The sequence below is a fragment of the Mycolicibacterium palauense genome (assembly GCF_002592005.1).
GTDB classification, from domain to species: domain Bacteria; phylum Actinomycetota; class Actinomycetes; order Mycobacteriales; family Mycobacteriaceae; genus Mycobacterium; species Mycobacterium palauense.
This window is the reverse complement of record NZ_NVQF01000072.1, coordinates 1-16,794: the sequence shown is the minus strand read 5'-3', so window position 1 is coordinate 16,794 and position 16,794 is coordinate 1. Positions and strand designations below refer to the sequence as shown.

Below are 16,794 nucleotides of genomic sequence, written 5' to 3'. Positions count from 1 at the left end.
ACGGCGGGAGGCGGTCCCCCCGTCATTCCCGCCGGACCGCCGATCGGTTAGTCCTCGCGCGGGACGGCACCCGTAACACGATCGGGCTGGTTTGTGGACGAGGATTTTTCCTCCTGAAACACCGGTACATCTTCCGGAAACCTGAATCTTATTCACTTTCTCCATTGGTGTGGATACGGCCCAAGTAGGAGGAGATGAGAGATGACCGAGAAGTATCACTTGCCCAACACCGCGACGATGGAGCAGATCACGGCGGCCCTACGCGAAGACGGGTTCGTCATCGTCGACAACCTGGTGCCGCCGGAGCTGATGGACCAGATCACCGAGGAACTCGACGATTACATCGACGACACCCCCAACGGTCGTGATGACTTCGTCGGCCGGCTCACCCGCCGCACCGGCGCACTGATCGCCCGCTCGCCGGCCTCGCGCGAACTGGTGATGCACCCGCTGGTCCTGGCCGTGGTCGGCGAAATGCTCAAAAAGGCCACCGCCTACCAACTGCACCTGACCCAGGTCATCAGCGTCTACCCCGGCGAGACGGCCCAGCCACTGCACCGCGACGAACTGGCCTGGGACTTCTTCCCCTTCCCCGAAGACTACGACGTGCAGTGCAACACCATCTGGGCGATGACCGACTTCACCGTCGACAACGGTGCCACCCGAGTAGTCCCCGGCTCGCACAAGGTGTTCGACAAACAAGGCAAGGACTACACCGAGGCCGACGAGGTACGTGCGGCCATGCCCAAAGGCTCGGTGTTCTTCTACACCGGCAAGGTCTACCACTCCGCGGCACCCAACATCTCCGAGACGGTCCGCCAGGGCATCAACATCACCTACGCCGTCGGCTGGGTCCGCCAGGAAGAAAACCAATACCTGTCCACCCCGTTGGAGATCGCCAAAACCCTCGACGACGACATCCTCAAAGTCATGGGCTACCAAATGGGCGGCCTGGCGATGGGATACCTGAGCGATTTCCTGGATCCCCTCGCCGCAGTGCGACCCGAACTCGGCAAGCAGCAGTACGATTTCGCCGCCCTGGCCCAAACCGCCGACCATGTCGACCGAGACGGGCAGGCCAGCTTCTACGACGACATGGTCAATGCCGACACCCCCAGCCCCGCAAAGGAATCAGTGTGATGACGATTTCCTACAGCAACCCCGACGTCGGCTACCTGGACCAGACCGCGTTCAAGAACTTGGGTTTCACCCAGAATGTGTGGGCCGACGACACCCTCTATCTCTCCGGCATCGCACCGTTCACCGGTGGTGACCCGGAATTCGTCGTACACGGCATCGGCTCGATGAAAGAGCAGACCGTCTTCATCCTCGACGTTCTCAAAAAGCTGCTCGAGGCCGAAGACCTGACCTATGCAAACCTGGTGGCGCTGACGATCTATGCCACGAGTGCCAAAGAGTACTTCGAGGTCGTGCCGCTGATTGTCGAGGCGTTCGGGGACCAGGCCCCGAGCCAGACACTCGTCGGCGTCACCGAACTGGCACACCCGGAGCAGCGCATCGAGATCACTGCGATCGCCGTGCGGTCCTGACGTTGAGCCACCCCCATTCACCGTCGACTGGATCCGCTAGGAAGGAAACCAATACCCGCCCACCCCGCTGGAGATCGCCAAGACCCGCGACGACGACATCCTCAAAGTCATGGGCTACCAAATGGGCGGGGCCGCCGGTGGCTCCGTCAGCGACTTCCTCGACCCGCTCTCGGTGGTTCTCCTGAACTCGGTGCTCAGCAGTACGACTTCGACGGGCGAAGCACCTTCAGGATCACGTCAACCCGCAACTGCGCGACGCAATAGACAGCGAAACGCTCATGCCAAGACCGCCGAGAGCGTCTCGGTGTAGGCGATGTAGTCGCATACCCACGGTGTTTGCGCCGGCGGGCCCACAGCACACGGGTGGGTCCGCCGGTTTCCTCCCACTGCGCGCGAGAGATTCCGTCGGTAAAATTGACCTGCGGCACAGAAAATGGGCCCGGAGAAATTTCAAGCGCAAGGGGGCGTCCGGAGCACCATGGTCGGAGCTGTCCGTCACCTCAACACCGGAGGCCGCACTCGCGGCTCCGCCCTTCTCACGCGTCCCCGCACGTCAGGCCGCCTGCGTGACCTCATGCTGCCGATCGCGCAGGAGGCCGGCGCCTCGCGCCAGGCAACCCAGGCCCGCAGCCAGGAAAAGATGGATCGTGTGCTTGCCGCCACCAACGATCTGTTGGTTACCGCGGGCCCCAGTGCCATCACCACCACCTCGGTCGCCGCTCACGCCGGGGTTTCCGTCGGCTGGCTGTACAACTTCTTCGACGACCGTGAGGCCCTCCTGGAAGAGGTGCTGATCCAGGGGCTTGTCGATCTGGACCAGCGGTTCGACGAGGCCGGATTCAGCCTGGCCGGACCGGACTGGCGCACGACCGCGGCCGCGGGCATCGATGCGCTCATCGACTTCGTTCTCACCGGGACGAGGATGGCGGGGTTTCGGGTGCTGTGGTTCTCCAGCGAGTTCTCCGGCCGGATGGTTCAGGTGAACCGGGCGCACGACGACGCGCTCGCGGCCTACCTGTGCGACGGTGTCACCGCACTGCGCCCGGATGCCCCGGACATTCCGCTCTATCTGATGGCGCAGTCCTTCATCGGGGTGCTCGACAAGGGCTTCGACATCGCATTCCGCACCGACCCCGACGGCGACGAGGCCGCGCTCGCCGAGTTGCGCCGTGCCGCACTGGCATACCTGGAGGCCTTCCTCCTGTAGCCAGCGCGGCACGGCGTCACGTTCTTCGCAGCCTGCGGATTCGGCAGGCTTGATGACCAGCTCCGTTCGCACGCCTCGACGACGGCCGGTTCAGCCGGCTTCCAACGCGGCGTCGGGCTCGACCCGCGCTGCGTGGGGGTGCGGGTGAGCATGCACCAGGTCTTGCCGCGCGATCGCGTCCTCTCCCGTGTGGCCGTGGTCAGAGAGAGCCTTCAGCGCTTCGGGCTTCTTGACCAGCAGGTAGCCCATGATCGCGAACGCAAGGAGGTAGACCCCCAAAGAAATCGGCGCGGCCAGGTTGATCGGCCAGCTCAATGGAGCCACGAAACTGAAGACCTCGATACCCGCGCCGACGAAGAACCCCGGGACGAGGAACAGCACTCCCAGCACCGGGACAATCAGGTGCACAACGACGTTGAACTCACTGCGCCGGTACCTCAAGTAGTAGACGGGGCACGATAGTGCCGCCAGCATGTGCACCGGCAGCGCGATGACCGCGATGATCGTTCCATAGAGCCCCAGCGAGGCGATCGGCCCCCAGAGCAGGCCCCCGACCAGAGCCGCGAGGCCGCCCACACCGAACACGAAGTAGATGGCCGCCACCGGCGACTTCCACCGGCGGTGGGTCCTGGCGAAGATCTTCGGGATGGTCCCGGCATGCGCCATCGCCCAGATGTGGCGGGTACCGCCCATGGAGGCGCCGTTGGCGCAGGCCACCGAGCTGTTGAGCAGCGCGAGGAGCAGGATGATCCAGCCCGCGCCCCAGAGATGCTTGGCCATTCCGATCCAGCCGTCGCCCTGGTTGAAGTTCATGAAGTCGAACAGCTTGTCGGCACCGAAGTACGTCGTCGCCGCATAGCTGCCGAGGATGTAGAAGCCGCCGACGATGACCGCTGACCAGACGATGGCCCGGGGGACGTTGCGCTTGGGGTTCTTCGTCTCGGCGGCCAACGGCGCACCGGCCTCGAAGCCGATGAAGGCCAAGAATCCGTACACCGACGCAGCGATGACACCGGACATGCCCTGGAATCCTTCGGCGTTCGCGTGCGCAGTGGTGAAGACCGACAGGGAATTATGGCTGCCCGACGCGACGATCATGTGCACGCTCAGGCCGAGCAGGACCAGAATCTCCAAGGTGCCGAGGATGACACCGGCCTTGGTGCTGAACGCGGCGCCGAAGTAGTTGAGCGCACCCGAAAACAGCAGGCACCCCAATCCTGCGACGATCCACGTCGTCTTGTAGGCCGCGCCACCGTCGGGAAACAGCGCCGCGGCAACCAGATTCCCGAAGACCAGCATCAGATACGGCAGGGCTGCGAGGTAGAACATCGGTGCGCAGAACGCGATGACAAAGCCCAGAGCGGGGTGGAAGGCGCGGCCGACGAACGAACCCAGGCCGCCCGCGGTGGAGATGTGCTTGGCCATCTGGGCGATGCCGACTGCCACCAGCACACAGCCTATCGTCGCGCCGACAACCGCCAGGGGCAGTGCGCCGCCGGCGAACAGGGATCCGGTCATGATCGCGTAGGCCAGACCGGCGCCGGGAGCCATGGTCGCGATGGACACGAACAGCACGCCGGACAGCGAGATGCTGCCCCGGGCCAGGCCCTCTTCGCCTTCGCCGACATCGACTGGGGCGTCGGTGGTTTCCAATGAAGTTGTCATGGGTATCTCCTCGGGTCGAGACACGCTGGCGCAGGGCCGACGCAGGATGTGGTCCGAGCAGCACGCCACAATGCGCGCATCGAGCTGGGTCAGTTCCGAGGCTGACCGTTTCGGTTTGTGCGAGATCGCACTCGGGGCATTGGCACGACCCGCAAGCTAAAGTGAATAAGTTTCATGTTGCTCATCCGCATCTGCGGGGTAAACAGCTGATTTCATCAGCAGCGCTGCACGGCCTCCGGCGACCTGAGCCGGTAACAGGGATCGGGAGCCTGAAACACGTTGGAAATCCATGAGGTTCTGCGCTCCGGATCGAGCGTCGCGGGGATGTTCCGACAACCCGACGTCGGCCAGAGGGCTCTGTCCCGCCGAACTCCTCTGCTCACAACGTGGGCCGGAGGACTGTCATGTCCACAGTTCAACCGGGCCTGGCTGAAACAACAGAGTCACGCGTGCGGGATGGGTTGGTCGTCGTCGCGCCGTCCGAAGAATCCGATGCGCTCGATGACCTGCTCGTGTGCCGAAGGTGTCCAGTCCCATTCCGCGATCTGGCGCTGGGAACGACGGCTGTAGGCGGCACGCAACGGTTCGTAGCCGTCGGCGCGCAGCAGCGTCGTCGGCTCGCCCGATCCGCAAATCCACTGCTGACCGTTCTCATCCCGGATCAGGACAGTCGGGCTGTCCCGGAGCTGATTCCGCAGATGCAGCATCATCACCTCGAGAAACGATTGCCAGTGCTCGCGATCGACCCGGGAAAGTCCCATTGCCTCGTGCAGGTCTGCTTCGTGGCAGATCAGATCGGCGGCCATGTTGGGACCGAAGATCTGGTCCTCGCTCAGGGTGGACTCCGCCGCCGGGCCCACACGGTCCCACTCGAGTAGAAGGCCACCGACCGAGCGGTGTCGTCGCTCGGCGACATGTCGTTCGGTCCACTCTTCGCCCGGGGCCCCGTCCACCCGTGCGTTGGCCGCATCGCTGGCGCAGCCGACCAGATGCGCCAGGAGTTCGTGTGCCGTCCATTGTGGTGTGGCCGGCACGGGTGAATGTAGCTGATCGTCGCTGAGTGTGGCGGCGAGACCGGCGACGCGGGCGCGGGCGTGGCGGTAGATGGTGTCGAGCATGGTGCCGTCCTGTCTTATGCGTGGGACTGCCGGAACGTCAGCGCGCCCAGCAGTCTTTCGGTGAACCGGTGGTGTGTGGTGTGCTGCGAGGCGGCCAGCCGCCAGCCGTCGACGGTGCGTACGGCGATGCTGTTATTGATCCGCTCACGGTGTCGAATCCACCGGCCACCACCTGGCTTACCGACGCCTGCCTGTGCCTGGATCAGTGCCACATCGGGCGCCAGGTAGCGCAGTTGGGTGATCTGTGTGCGCAGTCGCGTTCCGCGGAGCCTGGTGAACAGCGGCGCATAGGACGAGGCGATCGCGGCTCGCCCCTTGTGTCGGCCGCCCAGGAAGGTGACGTAGTCCGCGTCGACGACGGCCCCGGCCGCCCCGAGCTCGTCGAGGATTCCGGGGAACAGCTCGGCGATCAGTTTGGGTGCCCCGGCTGAGGAAAGTGTGCAGATGACGCCCCCTGCGGCACCGCTCGCCGTTGATCTGGTCGCTCGGGCAACCGGTCTCGCTCGACCACCGTGACCGACCCGTAGAACTCCGACAGCACCCACGCGGCCAGGAGTCCCGCCACACCGGCCCCGAAGACCACAGCCCGCGAATCTCGATCGGCCATCGCGGCCCCTCCCCTCACCAGCGCGGATGCACTCGTCCCGCGGTCCAGAGAACCGACCGTACACCGAAAATAAGAAAAATAAGAGAAACTTGTGGTAACACTAAGACGTGTGACCCGTGCGTGTTCGCCTCGGCGACAAGCACGCGAGCCCCGCACCCGGCTGCCTGGCGGCCGCCTGGTGGTGAGCGCCTCCCGCGCGGCGCGGGTCAACCCGTCGACATCTCGGCGAGCACGTGGCGGCGCTCATTTTCGAACGTAGATTCAGCAACGTTTCCCGACCCGTATGGGCTCCCTACTTGAGCAGAACGTCGGATTGCTGCGCTGCAAGGCAACGCTCGACACACCCATCGACCGCTGTTCCCGACCCCGCCACCCGCGACCGCTGTGCACATTTTCTAGGGATGATTCGGGGCGTGTCGACGCGCGTCGATAACTCTTGACCGGCGTCGGTGACTCGGATACGTTGGACATGCCGCACATCACAGGCAGTACACGATGCGGCCCATATCACAATCAGTGAAACTGAGGATTTGCCATGCCGCGAGGAATCGGTCGCATCAGTGCCGACAGGGTGCAGTTAATCCACCAGTCCACCAACACTTTCGAGTTCGTCGGACCACTCGATCAGGGGCCGAGTGCGAAGACCTTGGCCAGCATGCGGCGCCGAGGCGGCAGCACGCAGGTGGGTTTCGGCTTCGGCACACATGAATGGCCGGGGCCACCTGACTGCTGGCGTATGGCGCCTACATCGGGAACGACGGTTTGACCAGCGGCAAGAACCTCAAGGTGTGGGACCCCTTCACTGAGCTGCTCATCACGGGTGCAGGGGTGGAAACCAAGGCGACCCCGAACCAACGCCCCTCGCACAGCCAGAGCCCGAAAGGAACATCATGACCTCCTCATACGCCAAACCGCGCACCGCCATCATCGGTGCCGGTATCAGTGGGTTGACTTCAGGAAAGATCCTGTCGGACTATGGCGTTCCGTACGACTGCTTCGAAACCTCAGATCGCATCGGAGGCAACTGGGCGTTCGGCAATCCCAACGGTCATTCCAGCGCATACCGGTCGCTGCACATCGACACGTCGAAAGACATGCTGTCCTTCAAGGACTTTCCGATTCCCAAGCACTTCCCTGACTTTCCCCACCACACTCAGATCAAGGACTACCTGGAACAGTATGCGGCCACATTCGGCCTCAAGAAGCACATCCACTTCAACAACGGCGTCACCCACGCCTCACGGCACACCGGTGGTGGCTGGACCGTCGACACTCAGGACGGCCAAAGCCGCGAATACGACTTCCTGGTAGTGGCCAACGGACATCACTGGGATCCTCGCTACCCGAATTTCCCGGGTGAGTTCACCGGGCAGAGCATCCACTCGCATCACTACATCGACCCGTCGACGCCGTTGGACTTCACGAACAAACGCATCTTGGTGGTCGGTATCGGCAACAGCGCCGCCGACGTTGTCAGCGAACTGTCGCAGAAGTCCTACGGGAACACGGTTTTCCTCTCGACGCGCTCCGGCGCCTGGGTGGTACCGAAGTACATCTTCGGGATGCCGGGCGACCGGTTGGCGGTCACCATTCCCGGGATACCCCTCAAATGGCAGCGCCGGCTCGTGCGCAAGCTGCCCACGATTCTGTCCGGCCCTCCGGAGAAGTACGGGCTGCCGCGGCCGAACCACAACTTCCTCGAAGCCCACCCCACCCAGTCGAGTGAACTGTTGCTGCGCCTGGGGTCCGGTGACGCCACGGCCAAACCGAACGTGGACCTCCTCGACGGCGAGACGGTGCACTTCGTCGACGGCACCAGCGAGCAGGTCGACATCATCATCTACGCCACGGGGTACAACATCACCTTTCCGTTCTTCGATGAAGACTTCATCAGCGCGCCGGAGAATCGTATTCCGCTGTTCAAGCGCATCCTCAAGCCGGGAATCGACGATCTTGCCTTCATCGGGTTCGCGCAGTCCCTACCCACCCTGTTTCCGTTCGTCGAGTGCCAGTCACGCCTGCTGGGTGCTTATCTCGCCGGTACCTACCGCCCACCTACCCGCGACGAGATGGAGCAGGTCATCAAGGAGGACGAGCGCCTGTACATCGGGCACTTCGCCGACCGTCCCCGGCACACACAACAGGTCGACTTCTTCACCTATGCGCGCAACATGGAGAAGACCGAACTGCCCAAGGGGGCGCGGCGGGCCGAACGCCTCGGTCCGGTCACTCTGAACCGGGGAGTGCCCGCATGACCGGCACCGACAGTCCCCACGAGCCGGCGCTCACCCGCCCGACACAACGGGTGAGCTTTGAGGTCGAAGTGGACTCGCGGGTCGTGCGCGGCTGGCATTACACCGGCCTCGGCGAGCGCTTCGCCACCGCGCGGGGCAACGCCGCAGTCGTCATGGCCCACGGTATCGGTGCCACCATGGACAGCGCGCTACCGGAGTTCGCCACAGCGCTCAGTGCCACAGGACTCGATGTCGTGGCGTTCGACTACCGGAACTTCGGAGCAAGCGACGGCGAGCACCGTCAGGTCGCATCCCCGACGGCACAGTTGACCGACTACCGGGCCGCGATCACCGCGACGCGGCGGATTCCCCGTGTTGATCCCGAGCGAATCCTGGTGTGGGGCGTCTCGTTCTCGGGCGGGCACGTGTTCGCGCTGGCGGGCACCGACCCCCGCATTGCTGGCGTGATCGCTCTGACACCGGCCCCCGACGGAGCCGCGTCGGCGGCTAACATCCTGCGGCGAAACGGCTTACGGCACGTCCTGCGCTGTACTTGGGCGGGGTTGAAGGACCAGTTCGGCGCTCTTCTGGGTCGCCGACCACTGATGGTTCCCATCGTGGGCCGCCCGGGCACGCTCGCCGCGCTCAATTCGGACGACGCGCTGGAGAAGCACCTGCAGATGGCCGGCCCCACCTGGCGGAACGAACTGGCTGCCAGGATATTCCTGCGGATTGCCGCCTATGACCCCATAGCGATGGCGGGCAGGATCGGCGTTCCGGTCCTCGTGCAGGTTGCCGACTTCGACCAAAGCGCTCCGCCGGCGGCCGCCATGCGCGCGGCGCATCTTAGCGGCGCCGAGGTCCGCCACTACCCTTGTGATCACTTCGATGTCTATCCGGGGCAGCAATGGCACGAGGCGGTCGTCGCGCATCAAATCGATTTTGTGACCAGGCACTTCGCGGCATCACGATGAGGCCGCCAACGACGATCGACTAGTCTGTGCGCGGCGGCAACACCACGTGAACTCGCAGGGACCCGCGGTGGTGTCCGCCCAAGCCGACCCGTGGTGGCGTCGTAGCATGCAGCCAGTACCGATGACGGGAGTGCTTGCCGTGACGTCCCGACCGCAGCCGCCGCGCGTAGCTGAACGCCGAAAGCCCTATCGCGGCGAGGAGCGGCGCGCGGCCATTCTGCGCGCCCTTGAGGACCTACTCCAGCAGCGCTCCCTCGAAGAGATCGGCGTCGCCGATATCAGTGAAGCAGCCGGCGTCAAACGAAATACGTTTTACTTCTACTTCGCCAACAAGGCCGTCGCCGTCGCGGCGTTGCTCTCGGAGCTATTCGGTGAGATGTTCGCCGGCGCGATCCCGTTCGTCGAGCACGACAGTGATCCCGCCGACAGTGTGCGTATCGCCATCGACAACACGGTGGCGGCATGGCACAAGCACCACCTGCTCTACCACGCCGTTCTGGACGCGAGCCACTCCGATGCCGCGGTTCGCGAGTTCTGGAACAAGTGGTTGTCGCAGTTCATCGAGCCGGTTGCAGCCACCATCGATAGTGAGCGGAAGGCGGGTCGAGCCCGTCCGGGGCCGAATTCGCTGTCCCTCGCCTCAGCGCTGATCAGCATGAACGTCACATTCCTCGACAGCGTCGGGCGCAGCGGATTCACCGCAGAGGCCGCCGAAGAAGCACGCCAGACCCTGTTCCACGTCTGGTTCTCAGCACTGTATTCCTAGATCAGCGGGCCTGCGGTGAGTCAGCGGCGCACCGCGCCGAACTTCAGCCTCCGCGACGACACCCAGCGCCATCACCGGCGACGTCTATGGCCACACGTCAGATGACACGGCGCGGGCAGCCGTCGACGTATTGGCCGGAAGACTCGGACTAGTCAGCTCTTGAGTCGATAACCGGAGGGGCTTCGGCCCAGCCCGTTGGGCTAGTCACGTGGTGTGGCTTTGGACGCCCCTCCGGGAACCACTCAGAAAAATGGAGCATGTCTACCACCTCCTTTCCGTCTTGCGCGAAAGGACGCTTTCAATGTATCCGCCGAAGGTAGACGGACGTCCGCGAACACCACCCGGTTGGGGTACGCGTTGGGGTACGGAACGCAAGAGGCACCTTCCGAAACCTCCGGAAAGTGCCTCTCACCTGCGTCGGGCTGACAACGGGATTTGAATCTGCGACCACTTGACCCCCAGCACGTAGCGCTCGCGCGTTTTCCCAGGTCGCTGGCAGTCTTCGCTGCCACGGCGTTGGTGTATGACGTCCCTGACGTGCAGGTCGTTCAGCATCGCGCATGACGTCTGGCCCCTGGGTGGTCCCCAGCCCTGGCCGCAACCGTCACTGGCGGTGTACGTACATTCACCGTACAATGAAGAGGTCGACAGTTGCGAGCAAGAGATCACCGAGGGAAAGGAGAAGTCGCTGTGGCAGTCAAGACGAAGCGCATCGAGCTTCGCGCGGAGCAAGCGACCTTGGACCGCATCCAGCGCGCCGCCAACCTTGTCCATGAGCAGACGTCGGAATTTGTGCGGAAAGCTGCGATGCAACGAGCCGAAGACATCCTGCGTCAGGAGTTGGTAACGGCAATGGAGCCCGAACAGTTCGACAAACTGATGTCCTCGCTCGATGCCGCTGACGACGCGCCGCGGCTGGCGGCAGCCGCACGCAAACCAGCGGTCTTTACAAGGCGCTGAATAATGTTCGAGTCCGCGCGACTCACTGACGCCCACGCGTTGGAAGGATTCGACTGCGGGAAGGAATCGCTGAATACCTGGCTCATCGCACATGCCCGACGCGCGGACAGCAGCGGAGTCGCGCACGTCTACGTGTGGACCCCGCTCGGCGAACAGAAAGTCAGCGCCTATTTCGCCATCTGTCCCACCGAGGTAGTACGCAACGACGACGGCCTCTCGGGATCCATGGCCGGCGGCTATTCCCGCATACCCGGATATTTGATTGCCCGCCTGGCGATCGACACATCGCTTCGGGGTCAGGGATATGGCGAGCAGCTGCTTCTCGATGCCCTAGGCAAAGCCGTCGCCGCATCGGAAATCGGCGGCGGCCGGCTCGTCGTCGTTGATGCCATAGACGACGAGGCACAATCCTTCTACGAGCACTACCACTTCACTCCCGTCAGGAATCGCGAGCGTCGTCTGGTCATGAAGGTGTCCACGGCGGCGAAAGCGCTCGGGGAACGCTGGCGGGACTAAACCCTTCCGCCGAATAATGTGATGCTCAAGGAGAAGTAACCGTTAGCGGCATGGAGAGTTTCCCCGGCGAGTTGGACACGTTGCGTGCCGACAACGCGCGTTTGCGTCACCTTCTCCGGCTGAGCGAGGAACAGGCACGCGCAGCCGCCAGTGACCAGGCGACACTGACGGGAACACCGGCCTCACCGGTGACCATGGGCTCCAACTCCGCTGATAAGGTGCGGTTCTTCTTCGACTTGTTCCGTTCTCGCACCGATGTTTACGCGCTTCGCTGGGAAAATCCTCGGGATGGCCGTTCGGGTTGGATGCCGGCGATCAAGGGCTATTGGCGCAAGGGCATGAACCGGGCCGACGCACCTTACCTTCCGCTGACTCCAGAGGTCATTGACGCCCACCTGCGGGGCGAGGCACACATCGGCCTGTACCCGCTCAGCGATGACGACACTTGCTGGTGGATAGCGGCCGATTTCGACAAAGAAGCCGCGATGCTCGATGCACTCGCGTACATGAAAGCGGCTCGCTCCTATGGAGTTCCGGCTGCACTAGAGGTGTCACAATCCGGACGAGGAGCTCACGTCTGGATCTTCTTCGCTCATGCGATCTCGGCATCGGTCGCACGCAGCATCGCCACGAGTCTGCTGGGTGAGGCATTTCGGCTTCGTGGCAGCATGCATCTGAATAGCTACGACCGCTTGTTCCCGTCTCAGGATGTGCACACCGGGCGTGGGGTGGGCAATCTCATCGCGGCGCCGTTGAACGGCAGGCGTCGTCAACACGGCACCACCGTCTTCCTCGATCCCGCTACCCTTGAGCCATACGAGGATCAGTGGGCATACCTGTCAAGCATCGCCAGATTGTCCACCAAAGACGTGATCGCGTTGGCGCGTCAACTTCCCGACCCGCAGATCGGACACAACGTCCGACGTTTGCAGCTGCCGACGTCGTCGCGCATCATTCCGCGGCCTGCGGCAATCATCCGCGCAGAGTTCACATCCCGACTCACCCTGACCGCCAACGATCTTGGCCCAGCCATGATCTCGGCGGTCAAACACGCCGCATCGATACGCAACCCTGAGTTCGATGCGCGCCAACGCGCTCGCCGCAGCACTTGGGACACACCGCGGTTCCTCTACAGCTACGACGAAACCGCTAAGGGTGATCTCGTCCTGCCCCGCGGACTCCATGCGCTGCTGACCGAACTCGTCGAATCGGCCGACAGCGCACTACGCGTAGATGATAAGCGCATCACCGGCCAACACCACGAGTTCAGCTGCAGGACGCCGTTACGCCCCGTGCAGACCAACGCACTGCGCCAACTCCTTGAACACGACACCAGCGTCCTTGTCGCATCACCAGGTATGGGAAAGACGGTGATCGCCTGCGCAGCAATCGAATCACGGTCCACATCCACTCTGGTCCTTATCGATCGCAAGGCCCTGGCCGACCAATGGCGCGACCGAATCAGCAGCCACCTCGGTTTCAAGTGCGGTCAAATCGGCGGTGGGCGATCGAAAACCACAGGCGTTCTCGACATCGCCTTACTGCCAACACTTGCCCGCCGCGACAACGTCGAAGACATCACCGCCAACTACGGATTCGTCATCGTGGACGAATGCCACCACGTCGCTGCCAGCGCATTCTTCGGGGTGCTGAGCCGCATAGCCGCGCGCTACTGGCTCGGCCTGACCGCGACTCCGGAGCGCCGTGACGGGCTCGAAGACCTGATCTATCATCAACTCGGATCACACCAGGTAGCGATCGACCAGCCCAGTATCGGACAACTCCCGGTCGACAGCTCCGACCTACTGACGCCCCACCCGGTTCTGCACCTGCACCCGACCGAATTCCAATACCGCGGCGACGCCGATCCCACCGCACCCGGTGGAATGGCCGAAATCTATCGCGCCCTCGTCGCCGATCACGCACGACTCGACCAAATCGTGGCCGATATTCTGACCGCCGCCGAAACCGGCGCCAACATCCTGGTGCTCACCACATGGGTCGATCACCTTAACGCGATCACCGACCGGCTACAGACCGCAGGAAAGACCGTCACCGTCCTCAGCGGCGGTATGAAGGCTCGTGAACGCCGCCAAATTACCGACCAGCTTGCCAACCACACGCCCGACGCGGATCCACTCTTGATCGTAGGCACCAGCTCATTCATCGGGGAAGGCTTCGACTGCCCAGCCCTCGACACCCTATTTCTGGCCGCGCCGATCACCTTCAAAAACCGGCTCGTCCAATACATCGGCCGCGTCACCCGGCCCGCCCCCTCTAAGACAACCGCAACCGTGCACGATTACCACGACGAGCGCACACCTGTTATCGCCTCATCGCTGAAGAAACGAGCGCCCGGCTACATCAAGATGGGCTTCCCCGACCCGCGCAAGTTGATCCGATAGAATTGCGCGCCACCCCACTTGACCAGCGGTCATTTCCGGCACCAGGACATTACCCTCGCTGAGCCGCACAACGTGCACAGACGCGCATGGCGTGCATAGCATGTGGTCGAACAGGCAGAAGCTCCCCTGCACCAGTCCATCGAACCCGCCGCCGGCACCGCGTGTGGTCCCAGGGCATTTGCACCTCACGCAACCGTCACGGCCGAAAATCAACATCACCGCAGGTCAAGACCACCTCTCTCGTCGGGCTGACATCGTCGGGCTGACATCGTCGGGCTGACAGTGTCGGGCTGACAGTGTCGGGCTGACAGTGTCGGGCTGACAGGATTTGAACCTGCGACCACTTGACCCCCAGGGAGCTCAAGGGTGTGATCTACCATCCAGCGGCGTCGCATAAGTACTGGTAGGAACGTTTCGTGCGTCTCAGCCCTGCCACGTCGTCTACGTCGTTTGGACGTGTCTTGGGACACTGGGGGGACACTGACCCAAGCCGCTTTGGCCGAAGTTGCGCGTCTAGCGGACCAGCAATATTGCTGCCCAACTCGCCACGCCAGAATATTGCCCGACGGTGTCACCCCGATTAGCCACATTGCTTGGTTGTCAGTCCAGCAAACACCGGCATGCGCGGGCACGTCGGACGCGGCTGCGCCACCCGCGAACCTGACCTTTTTGAGGTCAGTACACCTAGCGAGCCACCGGCACTCCAGAGTGAACTGCCCTGCACGGTCGCTGTTGCCGCATATCGGCCAATCGCCTAGCTACTTCGAGGTTCCCATCCAGCTAATACCACGACAGTAGAAGCGAGCATTTCTTCATCGGAGCGCCACAGCCGGCCTTCTTGCGCCATGTCGATGAGGCCGGCATGCCCGGCCCTCAGGCGTGTCGCCCCGCAGTTGTCGCACCAACGCAATAGCGTCAGATCGTGACGACTGACCGATTAGTCGAGCACCCTCCTGGGCGAAGAAAGTTTGGGCATCGAGGCGAAAGATGACTGGCAAGTTTCCCGTCGAGCCAAACACGACGCTGGGTCAATTTTGGCTGCCAGGCGCCGAGGATCGTGCCGTAACCGGACTGCTACAGGTCGACGACGCCGACGTGCGCGTCGAAGTCAGTCCGGGGTTGACCCCGATGTTCGCTTTCGAAATCACAGGCCCGGGTCGAGGGACCCAGAAGCTGGCAGAAGATCCACTCGACATGGTCGTCCTGGGATCGATTCCGGTTCAGCCTAACCGCGTGTCGATATGGGATGCATTTACGACCAATCAGCGCACTCTTCTGAACTCGCCCTTTACCGCAGATCAACCCAGCGTCCAAGAGCTACGCGCGACATGGTGCTTACTCGGCGAGCACCTCCCAGACCCTGAGACGCGATTCTGTGCAATCCGTCTAGACGTTACGAATCTTAGCGAATGGGCCTGGATTCCGGCACTCGCGACAACGATCTATCCAGACAATCGGCTGAAGCTCGACTGGCACTTGGACCTCGCGGGGAAATCGCTCGACGCGGAGCTTCTCGACGGAACTGGATATATCACCCTTGGCCCAGGCGCGACCCATCGCCCACCGGGCATCCGAGGCTTCAACGTAAACACCTACAGCCAGTTCGAAATCGAACTGTTCGACGGGTGGACAGGTCCGGAGCTGGTTGAACGGGCACTCATCCCGATGTCCGATCTGATGACGCTGCTGTCTGGAGCCGAATGCCTAGTTCGATCGCTAGAAGTCTGGTCAAGCGAGCGATGGTGTTCGGTGTACGGCTATCACGTGTCGCCGGGCGCTGCACAATCGGCTGGCGAGGTCTTTCTTCACCAGCCGCACGTTGGCTTCGATTTCCTGGCCAGATGGCTCGATCTTCACTTCCGCCTGACACCAGTGCCTCAAATCCTGGCGGCGTTTACTCGCAGAGAGTTCCCAACCGTCGAAGCCGAGGCGCTATCTTTGGTGACAGCCGTCGAAGCTCTCCACCGCACGCTCTACCCGGACGCGCGTAGGTTTACTACCGACCAGATCGATAAATCTCTCGACGCTGTCGCCGGCTCTGAGATTCCGGAGCCCGTCGCTGTGACGATGACATCGGCACTGAGGCAGTACTGGCACGAGTACAGCTATCCGCAGCGAGTGAGAGCACTCGCAGAACCGGTCTCGAATGCCGTGCCCACCTGCATTGGCAGACTCGGACGATGGAAGAATGCCGTTGTTGAACAGCGCATCTCGCTGGCGCACGGGCTTACGCAGAGGCGGATGCCCGCAGAACAGATCCTGAAGATGAGCGCCCTAAACCGTTCCGTCTACTGGATGCTCGTGTTTCGCCTCCTCCTCGAAGCAGGTATACCTCCAGCCTTACTGGCTGAAAAGTCCGACGAATACCAACGTTTCAGAAACGACCGCGACCAGTGGCGCCGACATCTGCCCGATGTCTTCTCCTGATTGCATGCAGAGCCTGCTCCCATCCATCCCCAAGCGGTCATGATGCAAGTCACCGGGTGTCGTGGTCGCGAGCACGTTCTGCGTCAGCGCAACGGGTCTGCTCCGGGGCTAGGGCGTGTCTGCTTAGTGTGAATGGTGTTGTGCTTGATGCTGTTCAGGTGGTCCGGGCTGATGTGATTTCTGATGATTTGTGGTCGTTGATCGAGCCGTTGATGCCCTCGGGGCGGCGGCGCGGTCGTCCCTGGAATGATCATCGGCGCACGTTGGAAGGCATTATCTGGCGTTATCGCACCGGATCTCCGTGGCGTGATCTGCCCGAGCAGTTCGGTGCTTGGCAGTCGGTGGCCGAACGGCATCTGCGCTGG

Annotated in this window: 14 protein-coding genes and 1 pseudogene; 11 read left to right on the top strand and 4 right to left on the bottom strand. The window is 62.8% G+C overall.

Annotated features, from left to right (window positions below; genetic code table 11):
- The first annotated feature begins 201 nt into the window (after positions 1–201).
- The 3 genes from CSR00_RS22760 to CSR00_RS22750 all read left to right on the top strand — a co-directional run bounded on the left by CSR00_RS22760 (position 202) and on the right by CSR00_RS22750 (position 2,757).
- A complete protein-coding gene (locus CSR00_RS22760; RefSeq protein WP_099024691.1) occupies positions 202–1,140 on the top strand; it encodes a phytanoyl-CoA dioxygenase family protein in 939 nt (312 codons plus the stop codon).
- On the top strand, positions 1,140–1,550 hold the full coding sequence (locus CSR00_RS22755) for a RidA family protein (protein ID WP_099024690.1): 411 nt from the start codon (positions 1,140–1,142) through the stop codon (positions 1,548–1,550). Before CSR00_RS22760 ends, CSR00_RS22755 begins: the two co-directional genes overlap by 1 nt.
- Positions 1,551–2,124: 574 nt before the next feature.
- Positions 2,125–2,757: a TetR/AcrR family transcriptional regulator gene (locus CSR00_RS22750; RefSeq protein WP_176562204.1), complete on the top strand. Its 633-nt coding sequence runs from the start codon at positions 2,125–2,127 to the stop codon at positions 2,755–2,757.
- Positions 2,758–2,847: 90 nt separating this feature from the next.
- On the opposite strand, the gene CSR00_RS22745 is transcribed toward CSR00_RS22750, so the two are convergent.
- The 4 genes and pseudogenes from CSR00_RS22745 to CSR00_RS31670 all read right to left on the bottom strand — a co-directional run.
- On the bottom strand, positions 2,848–4,422 hold the full coding sequence (locus CSR00_RS22745) for an APC family permease (protein ID WP_099024688.1): 1,575 nt from the start codon (positions 4,420–4,422) through the stop codon (positions 2,848–2,850).
- A 443-nt stretch (positions 4,423–4,865) separates the two neighbouring features.
- Positions 4,866–5,540, bottom strand: a complete 675-nt coding sequence (locus CSR00_RS22740; protein ID WP_099024687.1) for a maleylpyruvate isomerase family mycothiol-dependent enzyme — start codon at positions 5,538–5,540, stop codon at positions 4,866–4,868.
- A gap of 14 nt (positions 5,541–5,554) precedes the next feature.
- Positions 5,555–5,842 carry a nuclear transport factor 2 family protein gene (locus CSR00_RS31675; protein WP_328514756.1) on the bottom strand — a complete coding sequence of 96 codons (288 nt, stop codon included), beginning with the start codon at positions 5,840–5,842 and terminating at the stop codon, positions 5,555–5,557.
- Positions 5,843–5,884: 42 nt separating this feature from the next.
- A pseudogene (locus CSR00_RS31670) lies at positions 5,885–6,147 on the bottom strand (FAD-dependent oxidoreductase); the annotation flags it as partial.
- An 890-nt stretch (positions 6,148–7,037) separates the two neighbouring features.
- On the opposite strand from CSR00_RS31670, the gene CSR00_RS22730 reads away from it, so the two are divergent.
- The 8 genes from CSR00_RS22730 to CSR00_RS22695 form a co-directional block, all read left to right on the top strand.
- Complete coding sequence (locus tag CSR00_RS22730) at positions 7,038–8,402, top strand: flavin-containing monooxygenase (protein WP_099024686.1); 1,365 nt, start codon at positions 7,038–7,040, stop codon at positions 8,400–8,402.
- Positions 8,399–9,355, top strand: coding sequence for an alpha/beta hydrolase (locus CSR00_RS22725; protein WP_099024685.1), 957 nt, complete (start codon positions 8,399–8,401; stop codon positions 9,353–9,355). Before CSR00_RS22730 ends, CSR00_RS22725 begins: the two co-directional genes overlap by 4 nt.
- A gap of 121 nt (positions 9,356–9,476) precedes the next feature.
- Positions 9,477–10,121 (top strand): TetR/AcrR family transcriptional regulator, encoded by a 645-nt coding sequence (locus CSR00_RS22720; protein WP_176562203.1) that lies wholly within the window; start codon positions 9,477–9,479, stop codon positions 10,119–10,121.
- Between the two features lie 690 nt (positions 10,122–10,811).
- On the top strand, positions 10,812–11,081 hold the full coding sequence (locus tag CSR00_RS22715) for a type II toxin-antitoxin system TacA family antitoxin (protein WP_023869322.1): 270 nt from the start codon (positions 10,812–10,814) through the stop codon (positions 11,079–11,081).
- 3 nt (positions 11,082–11,084) lie between these two features.
- Positions 11,085–11,597, top strand: coding sequence for a GNAT family N-acetyltransferase (locus CSR00_RS22710; protein ID WP_099024683.1), 513 nt, complete (start codon positions 11,085–11,087; stop codon positions 11,595–11,597).
- Positions 11,598–11,647: 50 nt separating this feature from the next.
- On the top strand, positions 11,648–14,002 hold the full coding sequence (locus tag CSR00_RS22705; protein WP_099024682.1) for a DEAD/DEAH box helicase: 2,355 nt from the start codon (positions 11,648–11,650) through the stop codon (positions 14,000–14,002).
- Between the two features lie 987 nt (positions 14,003–14,989).
- Positions 14,990–16,429, top strand: a complete 1,440-nt coding sequence (locus CSR00_RS22700; protein ID WP_245906418.1) for an ApeA N-terminal domain 1-containing protein — start codon at positions 14,990–14,992, stop codon at positions 16,427–16,429.
- 158 nt (positions 16,430–16,587) lie between these two features.
- A partial coding sequence (locus CSR00_RS22695) for a transposase (RefSeq protein WP_245905878.1) occupies positions 16,588–16,794 on the top strand: 207 nt, incomplete at its 3' end.